The following is a 17,590-nucleotide window of genomic DNA, read 5'->3' as shown; positions in this document are numbered from 1 at the left end:
GCGGGGCGTCTTCGATCCAACCTCATCGGTGTGGTCGTTCCTCCCCAGGTCCCACCCAAGGAATGCGGACGGGACGCCCCGCGGTCCCGTGGACAGGGGTCCACCTGCCGGCTCGCCGGAGGTGGGCCCCTGTCGCCGCACCCGGCACACCGGGACCACCGGCCCGGCCATGATCGTCCGGACCGGCTATCCTGGTCCGGTTGTCCGTGTGTCCGGCCGGGTTCCCCCGGCACCGGCGCGGGCAACGACGCACGACCTCCTGCCACGGAAGGACCGTGGCCGCTTAGCCCACAGGAGGTGAGCACGTCTTGCGTCATTACGAAGTCATGGTGATCCTCGACCCCAGCCTCGAGGAGCGCACCGTCGCCCCGTCGCTCGACACGTACCTGAACGTGATCCGGACCGCGGGTGGCTCGGTGGAGAAGACCGACGTGTGGGGCCGCCGGCGCCTCGCGTACGAGATCAACAAGAAGGCCGAGGGCATCTACGCCGTCATCGACCTCCAGGCGACGCCGGAGGCCGTTGGCGAGCTGGACCGTCAGCTCCGACTCAACGAGTCGGTGCTGCGCACCAAGGTCATCCGCCCGGAGATGCGCTGAGCATCTAGACCCGGCACGTCCGGATCACAAGCCTCATCCACGCTGTCGTACGGCTCTGAGAGCCTGACGGCACAAAGATGAGTGCGCGAGGAGATGGTCATGGCAGGAGACACCACCATCACGGTCATCGGCAACCTGACCGATGACCCCGAGTTGCGATTCACCCCCTCCGGTGCGGCGGTCGCCAAGTTCCGGGTCGCTTCGACGCCCCGCTTCATGGACAAGGCCTCCGGCGAGTGGAAGGACGGCGAGCCGCTGTTCCTCTCGTGCACGGTCTGGCGCCAGGCCGCCGAGAACGTCGCCGAGTCGCTGCAGCGCGGCGCTCGCGTGATCGTGTCCGGCCGACTGCGCCAGCGGTCGTACGAGACCCGCGAGGGTGAGAAGCGCACCGTCATCGAGCTGGAGGTCGACGAGATCGGCCCGTCGCTGCGCTACGCCACGGCGAAGGTGCAGAAGATGTCCCGCTCCGGTGGCGGTGGCGGCGGCTTCGGTGGTGGTGGCGGCCAGGGCGGCGGCGGAGGCAACTTCGACGACCCCTGGGCCTCTGCTGCCCCCGCCCCCTCCCGCGGTGGTTCGGGCGGCAACTTCGACGAGGAGCCTCCGTTCTGATGGCGCCGAGCGCCCGCGATCGCAAACCAGGAGCACGAGCAATGGCTAAGGCTGCGGCCCTTCGCAAGCCGAAGAAGAAGGTGAACCCGCTCGACAAGGACGGGATCACCTACATCGATTACAAGGACACCGCGCTGCTGCGCAAGTTCATCTCCGACCGCGGCAAGATCCGCGCTCGACGGGTGACCGGCGTGACCTCGCAGCAGCAGCGGCAGATCGCCCGTGCGGTCAAGAACGCCCGCGAGATGGCGCTCCTGCCGTACACGGCCACGACCCGCTGAGAGGAGGCACGGACATGAAGATCATCCTCACTCAGGAGGTGTCCGGCCTCGGCTCTCCGGGCGACATCGTCGAGGTCAAGGACGGCTTCGGCCGTAACTACCTGCTGCCGCAGGGCTTCGCGATCGCCTGGACCAAGGGCGCGGAGAAGCAGGTCACGGTCATCAAGCGGGCCCGCTCGGCCCGCGAGATCCGCGACCTGGGCCACGCCACCGAGGTCAAGACCCAGATCGAGGGTCTGAAGGTCAACCTGAAGGCCCGCGCCGGCGACGGCGGGCGGCTCTTCGGCTCGGTCACCCCGGCCGAGATCGTCGACGCCGTCAAGGCCGCCGGCGGCCCGACCCTGGACCGCCGCCGGCTGGAGCTGCCCGGCCACATCAAGGCGCTCGGCTCCTACCCGGTCAGCATCCGGCTGCACCCCGAGGTGACCGCCAAGTTCGACCTGAACGTGGTCAAGGGCTGACACCCGAAGCACGACGCGAAAGGCCCGCACCGGTCGCCGGTGCGGGCCTTTCCGCATCCCCGCCGCTCAGCCGAGCGGATTGCCGGTCACCGCGCTGATCACCACGGTGGACAGCCCACCACCCACCACCGCGGCCGCCAGCGCCACTGTCGCCGACCGCCACGTCGTCCCGACCTGCCGCAGCAGCACCGCCACCACCAGACTGCTCACCATCGCCAGCCCGAACCGCGGCGCCGCCGACACCAACGACTCCAGCGCGTGCGCACGCGGCGAGTCACAACCACCGCCGGTGATGTCCGTGACGCACCCCGCCGGAGGCTGCCCGCTCAGGAACAGCAGGCCGACCACGAGCAGCACCGCCGGAACCAGATAGCAGGCCGCCGTGTAGACCAGCGGTCGCAACGGACCACCCGGATCCGGGTCCAGCAGGTCGTCCTCCAGCCGGCGACCCCACGAACCGCCGCCGATCGTCTCCACCCGCCGCCGCAACGTCGACGCCGCCGGCTCCACCGGGCGACGACGAGGCGCGGTACGCGGCCGCGGCGCCGAGTACGCCACCGCGGGCGAACGCGGAGCCGTCGACGGTGTCTCCATCCACCGGGGGTCGTCACCGGAGAGCCGGGTGCCCGACCAGAACGCCTCGGCTCGCGCCGGCGACGCCCAGCCCTCCCGCACCGGCGGCGCCGAACGGTCCCACGGATCGGCCTCCGCGTACCGGTCGTCGGTGTCCCGCACCGGCTCCAGGAAACCGGTGTCGGTGAACCGGTCCCACTCACCCGTGTGCTCCGTACGATCCCACCGGCTCTCCGCCCGCTCCCAGCGGCTCGCGGGCACCGGCCGGTCCCAGGCGTGCACGCCCGACGCGTCCCACGGATCGACGGCGGGCGGCTCCACCGGCTCACGCTCGACGCTCCGGCGGCGCTGCCACGGATCCGCCGCCGGCCGCGACCGCGCCGACTCCGATGGCGTCGCCCGCGACCAGGCCGGCTCCGACTCGGACGCCGTCGCCCGTCCCCAGGCCGGCTCCGACTCCGCTGCCGTCGACGTCGGCCGGCCCGCGTCCGACGCCGCCGCCGGCCACTCGGCATCCGTCCCCGAGCGGGACCACGCGCCGTCCGAGGCCGCCGGCCGCGACCATGCGGAGTCCGACCCCGCCGGCGGCGGCCAGGAGGAACCCGACGCCGACCGGCGACGCCGACCCGCCGGCCGTTCACCGTCCGATCCGGCCGGCCCCTCGCTCGTACCCGCCGACTCCGGCAGCCCGGACCAGGTCACCTGCGGCCGGCGCGTCGCCGCCCGGCGCGGGCGACTCCGGGGTGCCGCCCCCGACACCGGCTCGTCGTCCTCGTCCGCCCGCCGGTTGCCCACGTACCCCCGCTCCTGCGGGGCGTCCATCGTCCACTCGGCGGTGTGGTCCGACAACGGACCCGCACCGATCGCGCGCAGATCCCGCCGACCGGCACCTGAGGCCGGCGCCTCCACCTCGTCGTCGTCGGGTGCGGCATGCCGCCCGCCGCCGTCCGCGCGACTCACCCCGGACTCCAGCGCCCAACGGGGAAGGTACGTCTCCACCGGCTCGTCCTGGCCGCGCTCGATCGCCCGCCGCCGGCTCGCCGTGCGGTAGCCCTCCGGCGCGTACGAGTCGACCCGGCGCGGCCCGGCGGGCTCGTCCCAGGAACCGCTCGGCCGTCGCTCGCGCGGGCTGTCCTCCCCGCTTCCCCAGTCCCGGTGTCTCACGGCCGGAGCGTGACCTCTCTCAACCCGAAAGTAAACCCGCTGTCCCAGGTGTCGCCGTTTCGCAGCGATAGTACGGGACGAACGACGACAAAGCTCGGCCGGAAATCTTCCGTCCACAGGGTGGGGATAGAAAAAGCCCAGGTCAGAGGCGATAAGCCCGGAATTCCCCATCACTTTTCCACACCCCTGTGCACACCCTGCGCACATGCCTGTCCCCAGGCGTCCACAGGTTGTCCCGAGGCTCATCCACCGGCCTTGTTGAGCGGTTGACCTCGGGTTCCGTATCGTGGTCCACCGACCGCCGGGCGATGACCCCCGATCGACCGGAGGGTCGGCGGAGAGTTGTCATACCCCGGCGATACAGCTGGACTCGATCCGACGCAGCGAGGGGGGAACCCGTGTCGGTCACCGACGAGACGCGTGCGGAACGGACCGGGGGATCATCGCCCGAGCCGCCGCCGCGCGAATCTGCGTTCGAGAAGACACCACCCCAGGACGTCGCCGCCGAGCAGTGCGTACTCGGCGGCATGCTGCTGTCCAAGGACGCCATCGCGGACGTCGTGGAGATCCTGAAGACAAACGACTTCTACCGCCCGGTCCACGCCACCATCTTCGACGCGATCCTGGACATCTACGGTCGCGGCGAACCCGCCGACCCGATCACCGTGGCGGCCGCGCTCGCCGACTCCGGTGACCTCGCCCGGATCGGCGGCGCCCCCTACCTGCACACGCTGATCGCCAGCGTGCCCACCGCCGCGAACGCCGCGTACTACGCCCGGATCGTCGGCGAACGAGCGGTGCTCCGCCGGCTGGTCGAGGCCGGCACCCGGATCGTGCAGCTCGGCTACGGCACCGGCCCGAGCGGCAGCCGCGACGTCGACGACATCGTCGACCTCGCCCAGCAGGCCGTGTACGAGATCACCGAGAAGCGCGTCAGCGAGGACTTCGCCGTCCTGGCCGACATGCTCCAGCCGACGCTGGACGAGATCGAGGCGGTCGGCGCCCAGGGCGGGGTGATGACCGGTGTGCCGACCGGGTTCACCGACCTCGACCGCCTGCTGAACGGCCTGCACGCCGGCCAGCTCATCATCGTGGCCGGCCGGCCTGGTCTCGGTAAGGCGCTCGCACTCGACACCCCGCTGCCCACCCCACAGGGCTGGACCACCATGGGTGAGGTGCGCGTCGGCGAGCAGCTCCTCGCCGCGGACGGCATCCCGACGACGATCACCAACGTCTTCGACGTGATGTACGACCGCCCCTGCTACGAGGTCGAGTTCTCCGACGGAAGCGTCATCGTGGCGGACGCCGAGCACCTGTGGAAGACCACCACCCGGGCCAGCCGACGCCAGCCGGAGGCACGTCGGCGGCACCACTGGGCCGAGCCGGCGTTGGCGAAGGTACGGGCGGCCGAGGTGGCTGCATCCGCCGAACCGCACCGCCTGGTCACTCTCGCCGAAACCCTGGAACAGGTCGGTCCGGAATTCCGCAACGTGCTTCACACGGTGGCGCAGACAGTGGGTTCCAACGGCCGGGTCGCCCGCCCGGTGACCTGGGCCGGCAAGACACGCAACTGGACGGCTCCGGGCTACCCGGTGGGCGCGTTGATCTCCGGCCTCCGTGCACGCGCGGAACGACCGGTGAACGCCGGCAGCCGCGCCGAGCATGACGGGATCGTCACGACGGCGCAGATCGCGGCCACGCTACGTACCGAGACGGCCGACCGCCGTCTCAACCACGCCGTGCGGAACTGCGCGCCGCTCCGACTTCCAGAACGCGACCTGACCGTCCCGCCGTACACCCTCGGGGTGTGGCTCGGCGACGGGCACACCGGGGCCAGCCGCTTCACCACCGCGGACGCGGAGATGCTCGACCTCGTGGCCCAGGACGGCTTCCTGGTGCGCCCGAGTGGGCCCATGGTCTACAGCGTGCATCTGCCCACGCCGGGCAGGACGGCGGACCGCACCTGCGTCGACTGCGGCGGCTCCACCCGTGCCCTGCGGGAGAACCCCGCAACCCGCCGCTGCGCCGAGTGCCACGAGCGGAACGGCTCCTTCCTGGCCCTGCTCCGCCGGGTCGGTGTGGCCTACGACAAGCACATTCCGGACGACTATCTACGCGCCTCCGAAACCCAGCGCCGGGCGTTGCTCGCCGGTCTCATGGACACCGACGGCACGGTGGCGCCGACCGGGAACCTGCAGTACACGTCCACCTCGCGGCGCTTGATCGACGGCGTACGGGAACTCGTCGTCAGCCTGGGCTATCGGTGCACCATGACCGAGCGCAAGGTGCGCGGCCGTACCGAGGAATCGTCGATCGAGTACACGCTGAACTTCTCCACCCCGGACACGGTCTTCCGGCTGGACCGGAAGCGGACCGCCCATGCGGCCCGGCGCCGGACGTCCTCGGACGTCCGCTCCCACTCGCGGTTCATCGTGGACGTCCGTCCGGTGCCGAGCGTTCCGGTGCGCTGTGTGACCGTCGACAATCCCGACCATCTGTATCTGGCGGGCCGCTCGATGATCCCGACGCACAACAGCACGGCAAGTATGGACTTCGCCCGAAATGCAGCTATCCGCGCCAACCAGGCGTCGGCGATCTTCTCGCTGGAAATGAGCAAGGTCGAGATCGTCATGCGACTCCTCTCGGCCGAGGCGCGCGTGCCCCTGCACGTCCTGCGCAGTGGCCAGCTCTCCGACGACGACTGGACCAAGCTGGCCCGCTGCATGGGTGAGATCAGCGAGGCGCCGCTCTTCGTCGACGACACGCCGAGCATGAACCTCATGGAGATCCGGGCGAAGGCGCGACGGCTCAAGCAGAAGCACGACCTGAAGCTGATCGTCGTCGACTATCTCCAGCTGATGACCTCGCCGAAGCGCACCGAGAGCCGGCAGCAGGAGGTCGCGGACCTGTCCCGTGGCCTGAAGCTGCTGGCCAAGGAGGTCGAATGCCCGGTGATCGCGGTGAGTCAGCTGAACCGTGGCCCCGAGCAGCGCACCGACAAGCGACCCCAGCTTTCCGACCTGCGTGAATCGGGCTGCCTGACCGCGGATACGAGACTTATCAGGGCCGACGACAACTCGGAGATCACCCTCGGGGCGCTTCTTGCTGGGAACGTCAGGGACATTCCGGTCTGGGCCCTCGATGAAGGTCTCCGCTACACCCCCCGGACGCTCACGCACGCATTCCCCAGTGGGACGCGGGAGGTGTTCCGGATGACCCTCGCCTCCGGGAAACAGGTGGAGGCGACTGCCAACCATCCTTTCCTCACGTTCGGCGGGTGGGTGCCACTGGAGGAACTCACGGTTGGAACGCGGCTCGCCGCGCCTCGGCACATTCCGCCGCCGCTGAACATCCAGCCGTGGGCCGAGTCGGCGGTGGTCATGCTGGCACACCTCCTCGGGGACGGCTCGTTCGTCCGCCGGCAGCCGATCCGCTACGCCAGTTGTGACGAGGCCAACCTGGCGGCCGTGACTGAGGCCGCGACGCACTTCGGGATCACGGCTGTGCGAGACGACTACCCGGCTGCCCGAGTGACCACGCTCCGGCTACCGGCACCATTCCGGCTCGCTCGCGGGCGGCGGAATCCGATCGCCGAGTGGCTGGACGGGTTGGGGCTGTTCGGGCTGCGGTCCCACGAGAAGTTCGTACCTCAAGCGGTGTTCGGTCTGCCCAAGGAGCAGATCACCCTCTTCCTTCGGCACCTCTGGGCCACCGACGGGTCCGTGACCGTCAACAAGTCCGGCCGAGGCGGACGGGTCTACTTCTCCTCCACGTCGCGGCGCATGCTGGAGGACATCTCACGCCTGCTGCTTCGCTACGGAATCTCGGCTCGACTGCGGCAGGTACCGGTCGCCCGACACCGGCCGCAGTACACCCTGGACATCTCCGGCCGAGACGACCAGCTCCGCTTCCTTCGGGAAATCGGTGTGCACGGTGAGCGCGCCAACAGCTGCGCGGCGCTGCTGGTGATTCTCGAATCCGTCATCAGTAACCCGAACGTGGACACCGTTCCCAGGGAGGTGTGGTCACGGGTTCGGGAGGTCCTGGCGGAGCGCAAAATGAGCCACCGGGAGTTCGCGGCGGCGGTCGGAACCCAGTTCTCCGGCAGCGCGATGTGGAAGCGTGCACCCAGCCGGTGCCGTCTCGCCAAGGTGGCCGCGGTGCTGGACTCTGCGGATCTCGACCTGCACGCCACGAACGACATCTTCTGGGACGAGATCGTCTCGATCGAGTCAGTCGGCGAGAAGGACGTTTACGACGCCACGGTGCTCGGCACGCACAACTTCATCGCCAACGGGATCGCCGCGCACAACTCGATCGAGCAGGATGCGGACGTTGTCATTCTTCTGCACCGCGACGACTACTACGACAAGGAGTCGCCGCGAGCGGGCGAAGCGGACTTTATTGTTGCAAAGCACAGAAATGGTCCTACCGACACGGTCACTGTAGCGGCCCAGCTGCACCTGTCGCGCTTCGTCGACATGGCCATCGTCTGAGCGACGTCAGCCGAGCAGCGGGAACCAGCCGGCGGCCTCGCCCAGTTCCAGCCGGTCCCGGTCGGTGAGCGGCACCCGCCCGGCGGCCTTCAGCAGGTAGTCGTGGTCGTCCCAGCCGGCCGGCCGGACCGCGTCGTCGCTGAGCAGGCCGTCCATCGTGGTCACCGCTACCCGCGTCGGGTCCGCCGCCGGCCGCGGCGCGTCCGGCAGGTCCACCACCAGGTCCAGGTGATGGATGACCGCCTCGGTGGTCAGGGTGGCGAGCAGATGGGGTACGCGCAGCACGTGCCCCTGTGTCGTCACGTACCCGTCGGGGTCGGCCGCGGTGGCCGCGCGGACGGCGGCGGGCGCGGTGTCGGCCCAGAGGCGGACCACGCCTGTGGGCCTGTCGAAGGCGGCGGCGGAGCGGCGTGCCCACCAGGCGTGCCCGGCGCTCACGTCGTCGTCGCCGGGGGTGAACGCGCGCCAGTAGCTGACGTCGTCCACGTCGGCCGGTCCGGGTGCGGGGCTGGCCAGGGCGACGAGTGCGCGCTGGGCGTCGCAGAGCACGTGGAAGAGCAGGTCGGCGACGACCCAGCCGCGGCACCGGGTGGGCCGTTGCAGGCCGGCGTCGTCGAGCGGGGTGACGACGGCGGTGATGCCGTCGTACGCCTGGGCCAGCGCCTCGTGCTGCCGGATCGGGCTCATGCCGAGCAGCCTGCCACGGTGCGGTAGGCGCGGCACGCCGACGAGCGCGCCGGGTCGATGCGGTGCATCGGCCCGGCGTGCGCGTTGCCGGCGGTCAGTCGAACAGTTCGCCGAGGAAGCCGTGCTTCTTCTTGCGCCGGTAGTGGCCGTGGTAGCCGTGGTGCTGCTGACCGTGGCCGTACGCGGGCTGCGCGTAGCCGTGGCCGGGCGGCGGCGGAGGGGGCGGGGGGACGGCGCCGTAGCCGGGCTGGTGCGGCGCGGCGGCGGGCGGGGGCGGCGGAGGTGGCGGGTAGCCGGCACCGGACGGCGCGGGCTGCTGCGGGGCGCCGCCGTGCTGCCGGTTCCAGTTGGCCTCGGCATCGAACAGCTTTTCCAGCTCGCCGCGGTCGAGGAAGATGCCCCGGCATTCGCCGCACTGGTCGATGACTACTCCGCTGCGCTCGTACTGGCGCATTTCTCCGCGGCACTTGGGACAGGTCATCTGCATGACAACGACGGTACCGGGTGTTTTCACGCAGTGGCGGTCAGCGCCTGCGTGACCTCGTCGTCGGAGACCTCGTGGAAGTCCTCGTAGTACGCCCCGACGGCGGCGAAGTCGGGCGGGAGTTGGCAGCTCACGACCGTGTCGGCGTCGGCGGCGAGCATGTCGTACGCCTGCTCGGATCCGACCGGGACGGCGACCAGGACGCGGACGGCGCCGAGGTGGCGGGCGACCTGGACGGCGGCGCGGGCGGTGGCGCCGGTGGCGAGGCCGTCGTCCACGATGACGGCGGTGCGCCCGGTGAGGTCGAGCGGTGGGCGGCCGCCGCGGTAGCGCTGTTCGCGGCGTTCCAGTTCGGCCTGTTCGCGGCGGCGGACCTGGGCCCTGTCGTTCTCGCTGATCCGGCCGGCGACCATCTCGTTGAGGACCTGCACGCCGCCGGGGCCGAGCGCGCCGTACGCGACCTCGGGTGCCCAGGGCACGCCGAGCTTGCGGACGACGAGGACGTCCAGTGGTGCGCCGAGCCGGTCGGCGACCACCCGGGCGACGGGTACACCGCCGCGTACCAGGCCGAGCACGATGACGCCGGGCCGGCCGGCGAGGTCGGTGAGTCGTTCGGCGAGTTCGCGTCCCGCCTCGGCCCGGTCGCGGTAGGTGGTCATCCCTCAGGTGTACGCCTTCCGGCCGGATGGCGCGGGGCGGTTGCCGGGAATGCCGCCCTGTCGTCCGGTCGGGTGAGCGCCAGCGCGGGGGCGAGGACGAGCAGGGCTGCCGGGTAGAGCAGGTACCCGAAGCGGGTGGAGGGCATCAGCAGGATCGCGGCGAGCAGTCCGTACCCGCAGATGATGGCCGTGGCGGCGGCGGTGCGGGGCGGACGGCGCAGCAGCCGGACGGCGATGGCTCCTCCGGCGGCGACGAGCAGCGCGGCGGCGACGGCGCGGCCGGCCGGGAGTGTCTCGGCGATGAGGTGCCCGGGGAACGGCGACTGGGCGGGGCTGGTGACGAGGCCGTGGCCGAGCGGGAAGCGCAGCACGTTCTCGACGAGGGCGTCGCGGTCGACGAGGAGTACCGGGATCAGGGCGAGGACGGGTAGGCCGATGGCGCCGAGGGCGGTGCGGGTCGCGGACCGGCGGGTGGCGGCCCAGCAGATCAGCACGACGGCGACCGGCCAGGCGAAGAGCTTCAGGGCACCGGCGGCGCCGACCGCGAGGCCGGCCCGGCCGGGTCGGCCGGCGGCGGCGAGCGCGAGGGCGAGCAGGCAGAGCGCGAGTACGGGGAGGTCGTCGCCGCCGGTGGCGAGGGTGAGCGCGCAGACGGGCAGGACTGTGGCGGCCTGGACGGCGCGCAGGACGGCGGCGTCGCGGCGGGGTGCGCCCGGGCCGCCACTTGCGCGCAGCGTGGCGACGAGGGCGACGAGGGTGAGCGCGGTGACCACGGCGAACCAGACGCGGGAGTCGGTCCACCAGGCGTCGACGGCGGCACGGGGCAGCCCGAACAGCGCCATACCGGGCTGGTAGGGGGTGTAGCCGAGGAGTTGCTCGCCGGGGGGCAGGGCGGCGATGGCGTCGGGTCCGAGGTAGGGGGTGCCGTGCTCGGCGAGGCGGGCTCCGGCGTGTTCGACGACGATCACCTCCTCCTGGGCCCGGTCGGTGCGTCCGCCGGCGCGTTCGACGCTCTGCGTGACGATCGGCAGCAGCGCGGTGGCGGCCCAGGTGAGACCGGCGACGGTCCAGCGTGCGGGCAGGCCGGCCAGGGGGGTGCCGGGGTCGCGGCGGCGGGCGAGCAGCTGGGTGGTCGCGGCGAGCGTGGCGAGCGCGTACCCGATGGTGGCGACGGCGCCCCAGGCGCGGTGCGGCGGGAGGGTGGAGGTGGCGGCGGTGATCGCGGCGAAGACGGTGGCGGCGGCGTAGAGGCCCAGGTCGAGGGCGAGGCCGCCGGCGGCGGTGTCGAGTGCCGACCAGCGGCGGGAGACGGGGGTTGCCGGGTCGGCTTGGGCGGTCACGCGGGCCAGTGTGGCAGACCGGCGGGGTGGCCCGGCCGGGTCAGGGTTGCCGGGCGTCGGTGGCGGCGGGGGATGACGGGCGGGTGCGGCCGGTGCGGCGGCCGGGGAGGCGGATGACGGCGCCGGCGTCGTGCAGCGCGGGTGCGAGCGCGCCGGTCCGGCCGCCGTGGCCGCGCTGGAGGGCGGCGAGGAGCGCGGCTGCGGGCAGTGGCCGGGCGAACAGGTGGCCCTGCCCGGCGGCGCAGCCGAGTTCCCAGAGCGCGCGGCGTTGCGGTTCGCTCTCCACGCCCTCGGCGACCACGGTGAGGTCGAGGCTGCGGCCGAGGTCGAGGGTGGAGCGGATCACGGCGGCGGCTTCGGGCGCGGTCTCCATGGCGCCGACGAAACTGCGGTCGATCTTCAATTCGTGTACGGGGATGCGGGAGAGCAGGGAGAGCGACGAGTATCCGGTGCCGAAGTCGTCGAGCGCGAGCCGGACGCCGGAGTCACGCAGCCGGCTGAGGACGCGGTCGACGACGTCGAGCTGGCTGAGCGTGAGCGTCTCGGTCAGTTCCAGCACGAGCCGGTCCGGCGGGAGGTCGTGGGCGCGTAGCCGGGCCAGCACGGCGCCGGGGAAGCGGGCGTCGAGCAGGCTGCGCGGGGACACGTTCACCGAGACGGGCAGGTCGAAGCCGGCGTCGCGCCAGGAGCCGGCGGCGATGAGGGCCTGGTCGAGGATCGCCTCGGCGAACGCGGGGAGCAGCCCGGAGCGTTCCACCGCTTCGAGGAAGCGCAGCGGGTCGATGAGCCCGTGGGTGGGGTGGTGCCAGCGGGCGAGTGCCTCCGCGCCGATCACCTCGCCGCTGCCCAGGTCGACGATGGGCTGGAAGTTGACGGTGAACTCGTGGTCGGCGACGGCGCGGGGCAGTTCGCCGCCGAGGGTGAGCCGGCTCAGGTCGGCGGTGTCGCGGGCCGGTGCGTAGGTGGCGACCCGTTGGCCGGCGCGTTTGGCCTGGTACATGGCCACGTCGGCGCGGCGCAGCAGTTCGGCCATGCCGCCGGTGGCGGGGGCGACGGCGATGCCGCCGCTGGCCTCCACGCTGATCCGCATGCCGTCGAGGTCGAGCGGGTCGTGCAGCGCCGCGAGCAGGGCCTCGGCGCGGTGGGCGGCGACGGCCGGCGCGGGCAGGCCGCGCAGGAGTACGGCGAACTCGTCGCCGCCGAGCCGGGCGACCAGGTCGTCGGGGCGGGCCGCGCCGCGGAGGCGTTCGGCGACCTGGATCAGCACCTGGTCGCCGGCGCCGTGCCCGAGGGTGTCGTTGACTTCCTTGAAGTGGTTGAGGTCGATCAGCACCAGGGCGGTGACGCCGTCGGCGTGCCGGCTGGTGAGCTGGGCGCTGCCCTCGTCGAGCAGGTGCCGCCGGTTGGACAGGCTGGTGAGGGCGTCGTGGGTGGCGGCGTAGGCGTGGTCCTCGGCGATGCGGGCGAGTTCGGCGTACGCCTGGGCGTTGCGGACCGCGGTGCAGAGGGCGGAGGCGAAGGTACGCAGGGTGTACTGCTCGCGTTCGGAGAGTTCGACCGGGCCGGCGAACCGCAGCCGCAGCACGCCTACGTCGTCGGTGCGGTCGTGGCCCTCCAGCGGGACCGGCATGACCTGACCGTCGACGGCGCTGGGCCGGGGGGCTGTTCCGTCGTACGCGATGTCCGTGCCGTTGCCCCGGACGGTGCGTTCGCCGTCGCGTAGCTCGATCTCGACCTCGTCGGCGGAGAAGAGTTCGCTGGCCTCGGTGACCGCTGTGGTGAGCACCTGGTCGAGGTCGACCACGTTGAGGGCGTCGGTGGCGCGGGCCAGGCGCTGCCATGCCTGCTGCTCGGTGCGGGTGCGGATGCGGCTGGAGTAGGCCAGGTGCAGGCTGAGCACCAGCGCCGGTACGGCGAGCAGCAGGCGGGGGTCGACCCGCAGGATGAGCACGGTGCTGGCGGCCACCAGGAAACGCAGGCCGAAACCGGCGATCCGCAGGTCGAGGTCGTCGCGGAACTGCTGGAGGATCGGTGTGCGGGAGGCGAGCGCGATGACCGGGATCGCGAGGACGTCATCGAGGACCGCAGCCACCAGGTAGACGAACCCCAGCAGGACGACGATGCCGAGTGGCTCCCGAGGCGGCCAGGCGCTTCCCAGCAGCAGGGTGGCGACAGTGGCTCCGCCGGCCACCAGTGTGTGCTTCGCGATGGCGAATGCCACCTTGATGGGGGCCAGGCGGGTGACTGATCCGCACGCCACGCCGATCCCGGTGGCCAGGACGACCCACGAGGGCGGAGCGACGGCGAGGCCGATGACGATCGCGGTCTCGACCCAGGCGAAGTAAAAGGTGGTGGAGCGGATCCGCAGACGGGTCTTGATGACGGTGGCCAGGGTCACCGTCACGACGAGAGCTGTGACGGTGACGAAGTCACGTACGGAGTCAGGGTGTTGTGTACGGGCGGAGTAGATCGCGGTGAGGGCGACGATCGTCGCCCCCGCGACCAACGTGTAGACGATCCCGCGCAGGTGTGGGTCGACAGCCGTTCGGCTTTCCGTGGTTCGGCTCAACCCGAGTCACCCGCCGCTCACCGTCGGTATGCGATGAGCGGCAGCCTACCGCTTCACCCGGGTCCGGGAAACTCATCCCCATTCGGTGCTGCGCATTGTGCTGCCCTCCTCGGATATCGCTTCGGGGCGGAATGGTCACGGACTGAAGTCGTTACTTCGATCCGCTGCCGCTCATTGCCGCCGGCGCCCTGTGCCTTCTTTGCGCGTATCCGCGCCTTGCTGACTGAAGGCAGATTAGGGGATATTCGAGTTGGTCTGAAAGAATTAATGTCGGTATGCGCAATATAAGTAACTATTGCGGGTTAAATGACGTTCTGTCCATGGCCTGCTTGCGGAGCGAAGCCGACTGTCTCCTTTAGGTACCCGGGCCGTCGCTGAGCGCATCGAATAGCGCGATACCACTCGGTCCGTGTGTAGCGTCGCTGCGGCGGCGAAACATTACAACCGTGCTTCGGGTGACTTCGGCAGACGTGTCGGACGACGGCGGCGACCAGCGCCTGAGCCCGGGGCGACGCCTCTGTGACGAATCGATTACGCTGTCGCTTCGTGGTGGGCGGGTGCCCACTGAGGCTGGAACAGCAGCATGGAAATCCGGGTTCTCGGGGGCTTGGCGGCGCGACTCGGCGCCGTGGATCTTCCGCTTGGAACGCCCAAGCAGCAGTTGGTGTTCGCGCTACTCGTCGCGCGGGCCAACCGGCTGGTCACGGTTCATGACCTGGTGGACGAGCTGTGGCCGGACGCTCCACCACGGTCGGCGATCGCAAACGTCCGGACCTACGCCGCCAATCTGCGGCGGAGTCTCGGCTCGGGTGCGGACGACGAAGCGAGGATCGTCCGTGAACCGGGCGGCTATCGACTTCTCATCGACGAGAAGCTGATCGATCTGCATCGACTGAACGTGCGCTCGCGCCGCGCCCGGGAGTTGATGCGGGAGGGGCGGTCGGCGCAGGCCGTCCCGGTGCTCGTCGAGGTGGTCGGCGCGGCGGCCCCACTGCTCGCAGGGTTGGCGCTGGGGCCGGCACTCACCGTTCAGCGCGAGGCCGTGAGTCAGGAACGGCAGGCGGCGCTGGAACTGTTGACAGAGGCATATCTCAACCTCGGGCGCCCCGAATCAGCGGTGTCGTTACTGCGTGACCACGTCTCGCATCAGCCGCTGCGCGAGCGGGCGCAGTGTCTCCTGATGCGCGCGCTCATCCAGACCGGCGACGCAGGGGGCGCCCTGGCCGTCTACCGCGCCACTCGCGAGGCGTTGTCCGATCAGCTCGGGGTGCCACCCAGCGCGGAGATGGAACGACTTCGTGTGGCGGCCACCCGGGCGCGACGCCGGATTCCGGAATCGGCGCGCGAGGTGGAGACGATCCGGAGTGGTGCTCATAAGCGCAATTGGTTGCCGCGGACGGTGATGGATTTCGTCGGCCGGGAGGAAATGGTCGATCGATTGTTGTGCGAAGTGCGGGAGGCATCCGGGCAGGGTCCGACGATCCGGGTGATCGACGGCATGGCGGGCTGCGGCAAGACGACCCTCGCCCTGCATGTGGCCTCCCGGTCGGCCGAGCGCTTCCCCGACGGGCAACTTTTCGTCGACCTGCGGGGACACAGCACGCGAACACGGATGCGGCCCACGGTGGCCCTGGACACGCTGCTTCACCAACTGGGTGTGCCGGCCGGCCGGATACCGCTGGAACTGCCCGGCCGGCAGGAGATGTGGCGGCGCGAACTGGCCGCGCGTTCGGTGCTGGTGGTGCTCGACAACGCCGCCGACAGCCGGCAGGTCGAGCCGCTGCTACCCGTCTCCGGATCGGCCGTCGTCCTCGTCACCAGCCGGCGGCGCCTGCTGGCACTCACCGAACGACCGCCGGTGTCCCTCGCCGTCCTCGCCGAGGCCGAGGCGCTCGAACTGCTCGCCACCCTCATCGGGAGCGGCCGGGTGGCGGCCGAGCCGGAGGCCGCGCGACAACTGGTCGCCATCTGCGGCTGCCTCCCTCTCGCTGTCGGACTGGCCGGCACCCGGCTGGCACATCGGCCCGACTGGCGGATCGCCGACCTCGTCGACAGGTTGAGCCACAGGTCGATCTTCCTCCCCGGTCTCCGCGCCGAGGCGCGAAGCGTGGTGGAGGCGTTCGCCGAGTCGTACGAGCCGCTCGACGAGGCGTGCCGGAAAGCCTTCCGATCCTTCGGGCTGGCGGCCGGGAACCACCTCGACACCGCCATGGTCGCCGCCCTCACCGACCTGCCCCTGCGGGACGCGGCGGACGTCCTCGACGAACTGGTGGACCGCCACCTCGTGCAGGAGACCTCGGCCGGCCGGTACCGCCTGCACGACCTGATGAGGCGTTACGCCGCCGAACTGGCCCGGCAGGAGGACGAGCCGACGACCGGGCGACCGGCGATCCGGAACCTGCTGGATCACGTGTTGCACTCGGTGGTGCGGGCGTCCGCGTCGATTGAGGACGGCCGGGTGCTCGCGCAGCACCTGCGGCTCGGAGAACCGCTTCGACCGGATCTGCTCGCCGGACGCGTCGACCGCGACCTGGACTGGCTGGAGGAACAGCGGTCGAACCTGGACGCCTTCGTCCGTCAGGCGGCTGACCAGGGCCATGAACCGATGGCGTGGCGTCTGGCTCGCGCCGGTTGGCGGTTCTTCTACATACGCGGTTACTTCGACGACATATCGGCCACGCACGCGGTGGGTCTCGCCGCCGCCCAGCGGTGCGGGGACCGGCACGCCGTGGCCCTCATGCACAACTATCTCGCCTCGGCGTGCGTACGCACCGGCGCCTACCAGGACGCCTCGGCACACCTGCACGAGGTCGTGTCGATCCTCACCGGGCTCGGTGACGAATCGGGCGCCCAGCGGGCACGGTTCAACCTCGGCGCCGTGCACTGGCTGACCGGGCGGCTCCACCAGTCGCTCGAAGCCAACCGCATGACGCTGCGCAGCTGTGCGCTGGACACCCTACCGGTCCTGCCGAACCTCGGCCTGACACTGCGCTACCTCGGTCGTTACGACGAGTCGACGGCGGTTCATCGGCTGCACCTCTTCGCCGCCCGGATCAAGCAGGATCCGTTCCACATGTCGAACGCACTGGGGCATCTCGGTGGCCTCAGATGCCGCCTGGGACAGAACGCGGCGGCGGAGCGCCTGCTCCGAGCCTCGCTCGCGCTCCGGGATCGCACCGGCAACGGCTTCGGCCGTGCCGAGACGCTCAGCGACCTCGCCGGCACCTACCGGCAACTCGGCCGCTACGACGACGCGCTGCGGCACCACGAGGCCGCCATCGAGGCCGCCGCCGCATTCGGCGAGCGGCACGTCCAGGCCCAGGCACGCAACGAGCTGGCCGTCACCCTGGGAGCCACGGGGCGAGCCGACGAAGCGGTGGCCGTCTTCGAGGAGGCACTCGCCATCGCCACCCGGATCGGCCATCCGTACGAGCAGGCCCGCGCCCTGGACGGCCTGGCCGGACATCTTGCGGAGAAGGAGCCGGCGCAGGCGCGACGGTACCGGCAGCGCGCGTTGGCGATCTTCGAGCGGATGGGTGCGCCCGAGCGCCACGACCTGCGCCGGCAGCTCGTCGAGACGCCGACCTGAACCGGCTTATCGATTTCTTATCGCGGCGTTCGTTAGCGTCCCCGGCATCGGCCACGGGGAGGGTTCAGCGCCAGAGCGG

Annotated in this window: 12 protein-coding genes; 6 read left to right on the top strand and 6 right to left on the bottom strand. The window is 71.1% G+C overall.

All coding sequences use genetic code 11. From position 1 onward, the window contains the following. The first annotated feature begins 308 nt into the window (after positions 1-308). From rpsF to rplI, 4 genes are all read left to right on the top strand, one after another. Positions 309-599 (top strand): 30S ribosomal protein S6, encoded by a 291-nt coding sequence (gene rpsF, locus FB454_RS15525; RefSeq protein ID WP_013289357.1) that lies wholly within the window; start codon positions 309-311, stop codon positions 597-599. 81 nt (positions 600-680) lie between these two features. Then, positions 681-1,208, top strand: coding sequence for a single-stranded DNA-binding protein (locus FB454_RS15520; RefSeq protein WP_018788497.1), 528 nt, complete (start codon positions 681-683; stop codon positions 1,206-1,208). A gap of 41 nt (positions 1,209-1,249) precedes the next feature. Next, on the top strand, positions 1,250-1,489 hold the full coding sequence (rpsR, locus tag FB454_RS15515; protein ID WP_013289355.1) for a 30S ribosomal protein S18: 240 nt from the start codon (positions 1,250-1,252) through the stop codon (positions 1,487-1,489). A gap of 14 nt (positions 1,490-1,503) precedes the next feature. Beyond that, on the top strand, positions 1,504-1,950 hold the full coding sequence (gene rplI / locus FB454_RS15510; protein ID WP_013289354.1) for a 50S ribosomal protein L9: 447 nt from the start codon (positions 1,504-1,506) through the stop codon (positions 1,948-1,950). Between the two features lie 66 nt (positions 1,951-2,016). Here rplI and FB454_RS15505 read toward each other — a convergent pair whose 3' ends face one another. Then, positions 2,017-3,687, bottom strand: coding sequence for a hypothetical protein (locus FB454_RS15505; protein WP_145754198.1), 1,671 nt, complete (start codon positions 3,685-3,687; stop codon positions 2,017-2,019). A gap of 308 nt (positions 3,688-3,995) precedes the next feature. Between FB454_RS15505 and FB454_RS15500 the strand changes: the two genes are divergently transcribed. After that, entirely contained in the window at positions 3,996-8,183 is a 4,188-nt protein-coding gene (locus FB454_RS15500; RefSeq protein ID WP_486481544.1) for a replicative DNA helicase, read from the top strand. Positions 8,184-8,189: 6 nt separating this feature from the next. Here FB454_RS15500 and FB454_RS15495 read toward each other — a convergent pair whose 3' ends face one another. From FB454_RS15495 to FB454_RS15475, 5 genes are all read right to left on the bottom strand, one after another. Next, a complete protein-coding gene (locus FB454_RS15495) occupies positions 8,190-8,870 on the bottom strand; it encodes a maleylpyruvate isomerase N-terminal domain-containing protein (RefSeq protein ID WP_145754203.1) in 681 nt (226 codons plus the stop codon). 94 nt (positions 8,871-8,964) lie between these two features. Then, complete coding sequence (locus FB454_RS15490) at positions 8,965-9,357, bottom strand: TFIIB-type zinc ribbon-containing protein (RefSeq protein WP_013289350.1); 393 nt, start codon at positions 9,355-9,357, stop codon at positions 8,965-8,967. A gap of 23 nt (positions 9,358-9,380) precedes the next feature. After that, a complete protein-coding gene (locus FB454_RS15485; protein ID WP_145754206.1) occupies positions 9,381-10,013 on the bottom strand; it encodes a phosphoribosyltransferase in 633 nt (210 codons plus the stop codon). Beyond that, positions 10,010-11,353 carry a glycosyltransferase 87 family protein gene (locus FB454_RS15480; protein WP_145754208.1) on the bottom strand — a complete coding sequence of 448 codons (1,344 nt, stop codon included), beginning with the start codon at positions 11,351-11,353 and terminating at the stop codon, positions 10,010-10,012. The genes FB454_RS15485 and FB454_RS15480 overlap by 4 nt, the downstream gene beginning before the upstream one ends. Before the next feature lie 40 nt (positions 11,354-11,393). Continuing rightward, positions 11,394-13,922, bottom strand: a complete 2,529-nt coding sequence (locus FB454_RS15475; protein ID WP_486481545.1) for a putative bifunctional diguanylate cyclase/phosphodiesterase — start codon at positions 13,920-13,922, stop codon at positions 11,394-11,396. Positions 13,923-14,550: 628 nt separating this feature from the next. Between FB454_RS15475 and FB454_RS15470 the strand changes: the two genes are divergently transcribed. Further along, on the top strand, positions 14,551-17,511 hold the full coding sequence (locus FB454_RS15470) for an AfsR/SARP family transcriptional regulator (RefSeq protein ID WP_486485424.1): 2,961 nt from the start codon (positions 14,551-14,553) through the stop codon (positions 17,509-17,511). Positions 17,512-17,590: the final 79 nt, after the last annotated feature.

The sequence above is a fragment of the Micromonospora sp. CNZ297 genome, assembly GCF_007827625.1.
The sequence above is the reverse complement of the archived record's forward strand: the minus strand, read 5'-3'. Positions and strand labels throughout refer to the sequence as shown.

Coding starts and splice junctions, on each gene's coding strand:
- rpsR (WP_013289355.1), top strand. CDS start 1,250: ATGGCTAAGGCTGCGGCCCTTCGCAAGCCGAAGAAGAAGGTGAACCCG.
- rplI (WP_013289354.1), top strand. CDS start 1,504: ATGAAGATCATCCTCACTCAGGAGGTGTCCGGCCTCGGCTCTCCGGGC.
- FB454_RS15500 (WP_486481544.1), top strand. CDS start 3,996: ATGACCCCCGATCGACCGGAGGGTCGGCGGAGAGTTGTCATACCCCGG.
- FB454_RS15495 (WP_145754203.1), bottom strand. CDS start 8,870: ATGAGCCCGATCCGGCAGCACGAGGCGCTGGCCCAGGCGTACGACGGC.
- FB454_RS15490 (WP_013289350.1), bottom strand. CDS start 9,357: ATGCAGATGACCTGTCCCAAGTGCCGCGGAGAAATGCGCCAGTACGAG.
- FB454_RS15485 (WP_145754206.1), bottom strand. CDS start 10,013: ATGACCACCTACCGCGACCGGGCCGAGGCGGGACGCGAACTCGCCGAA.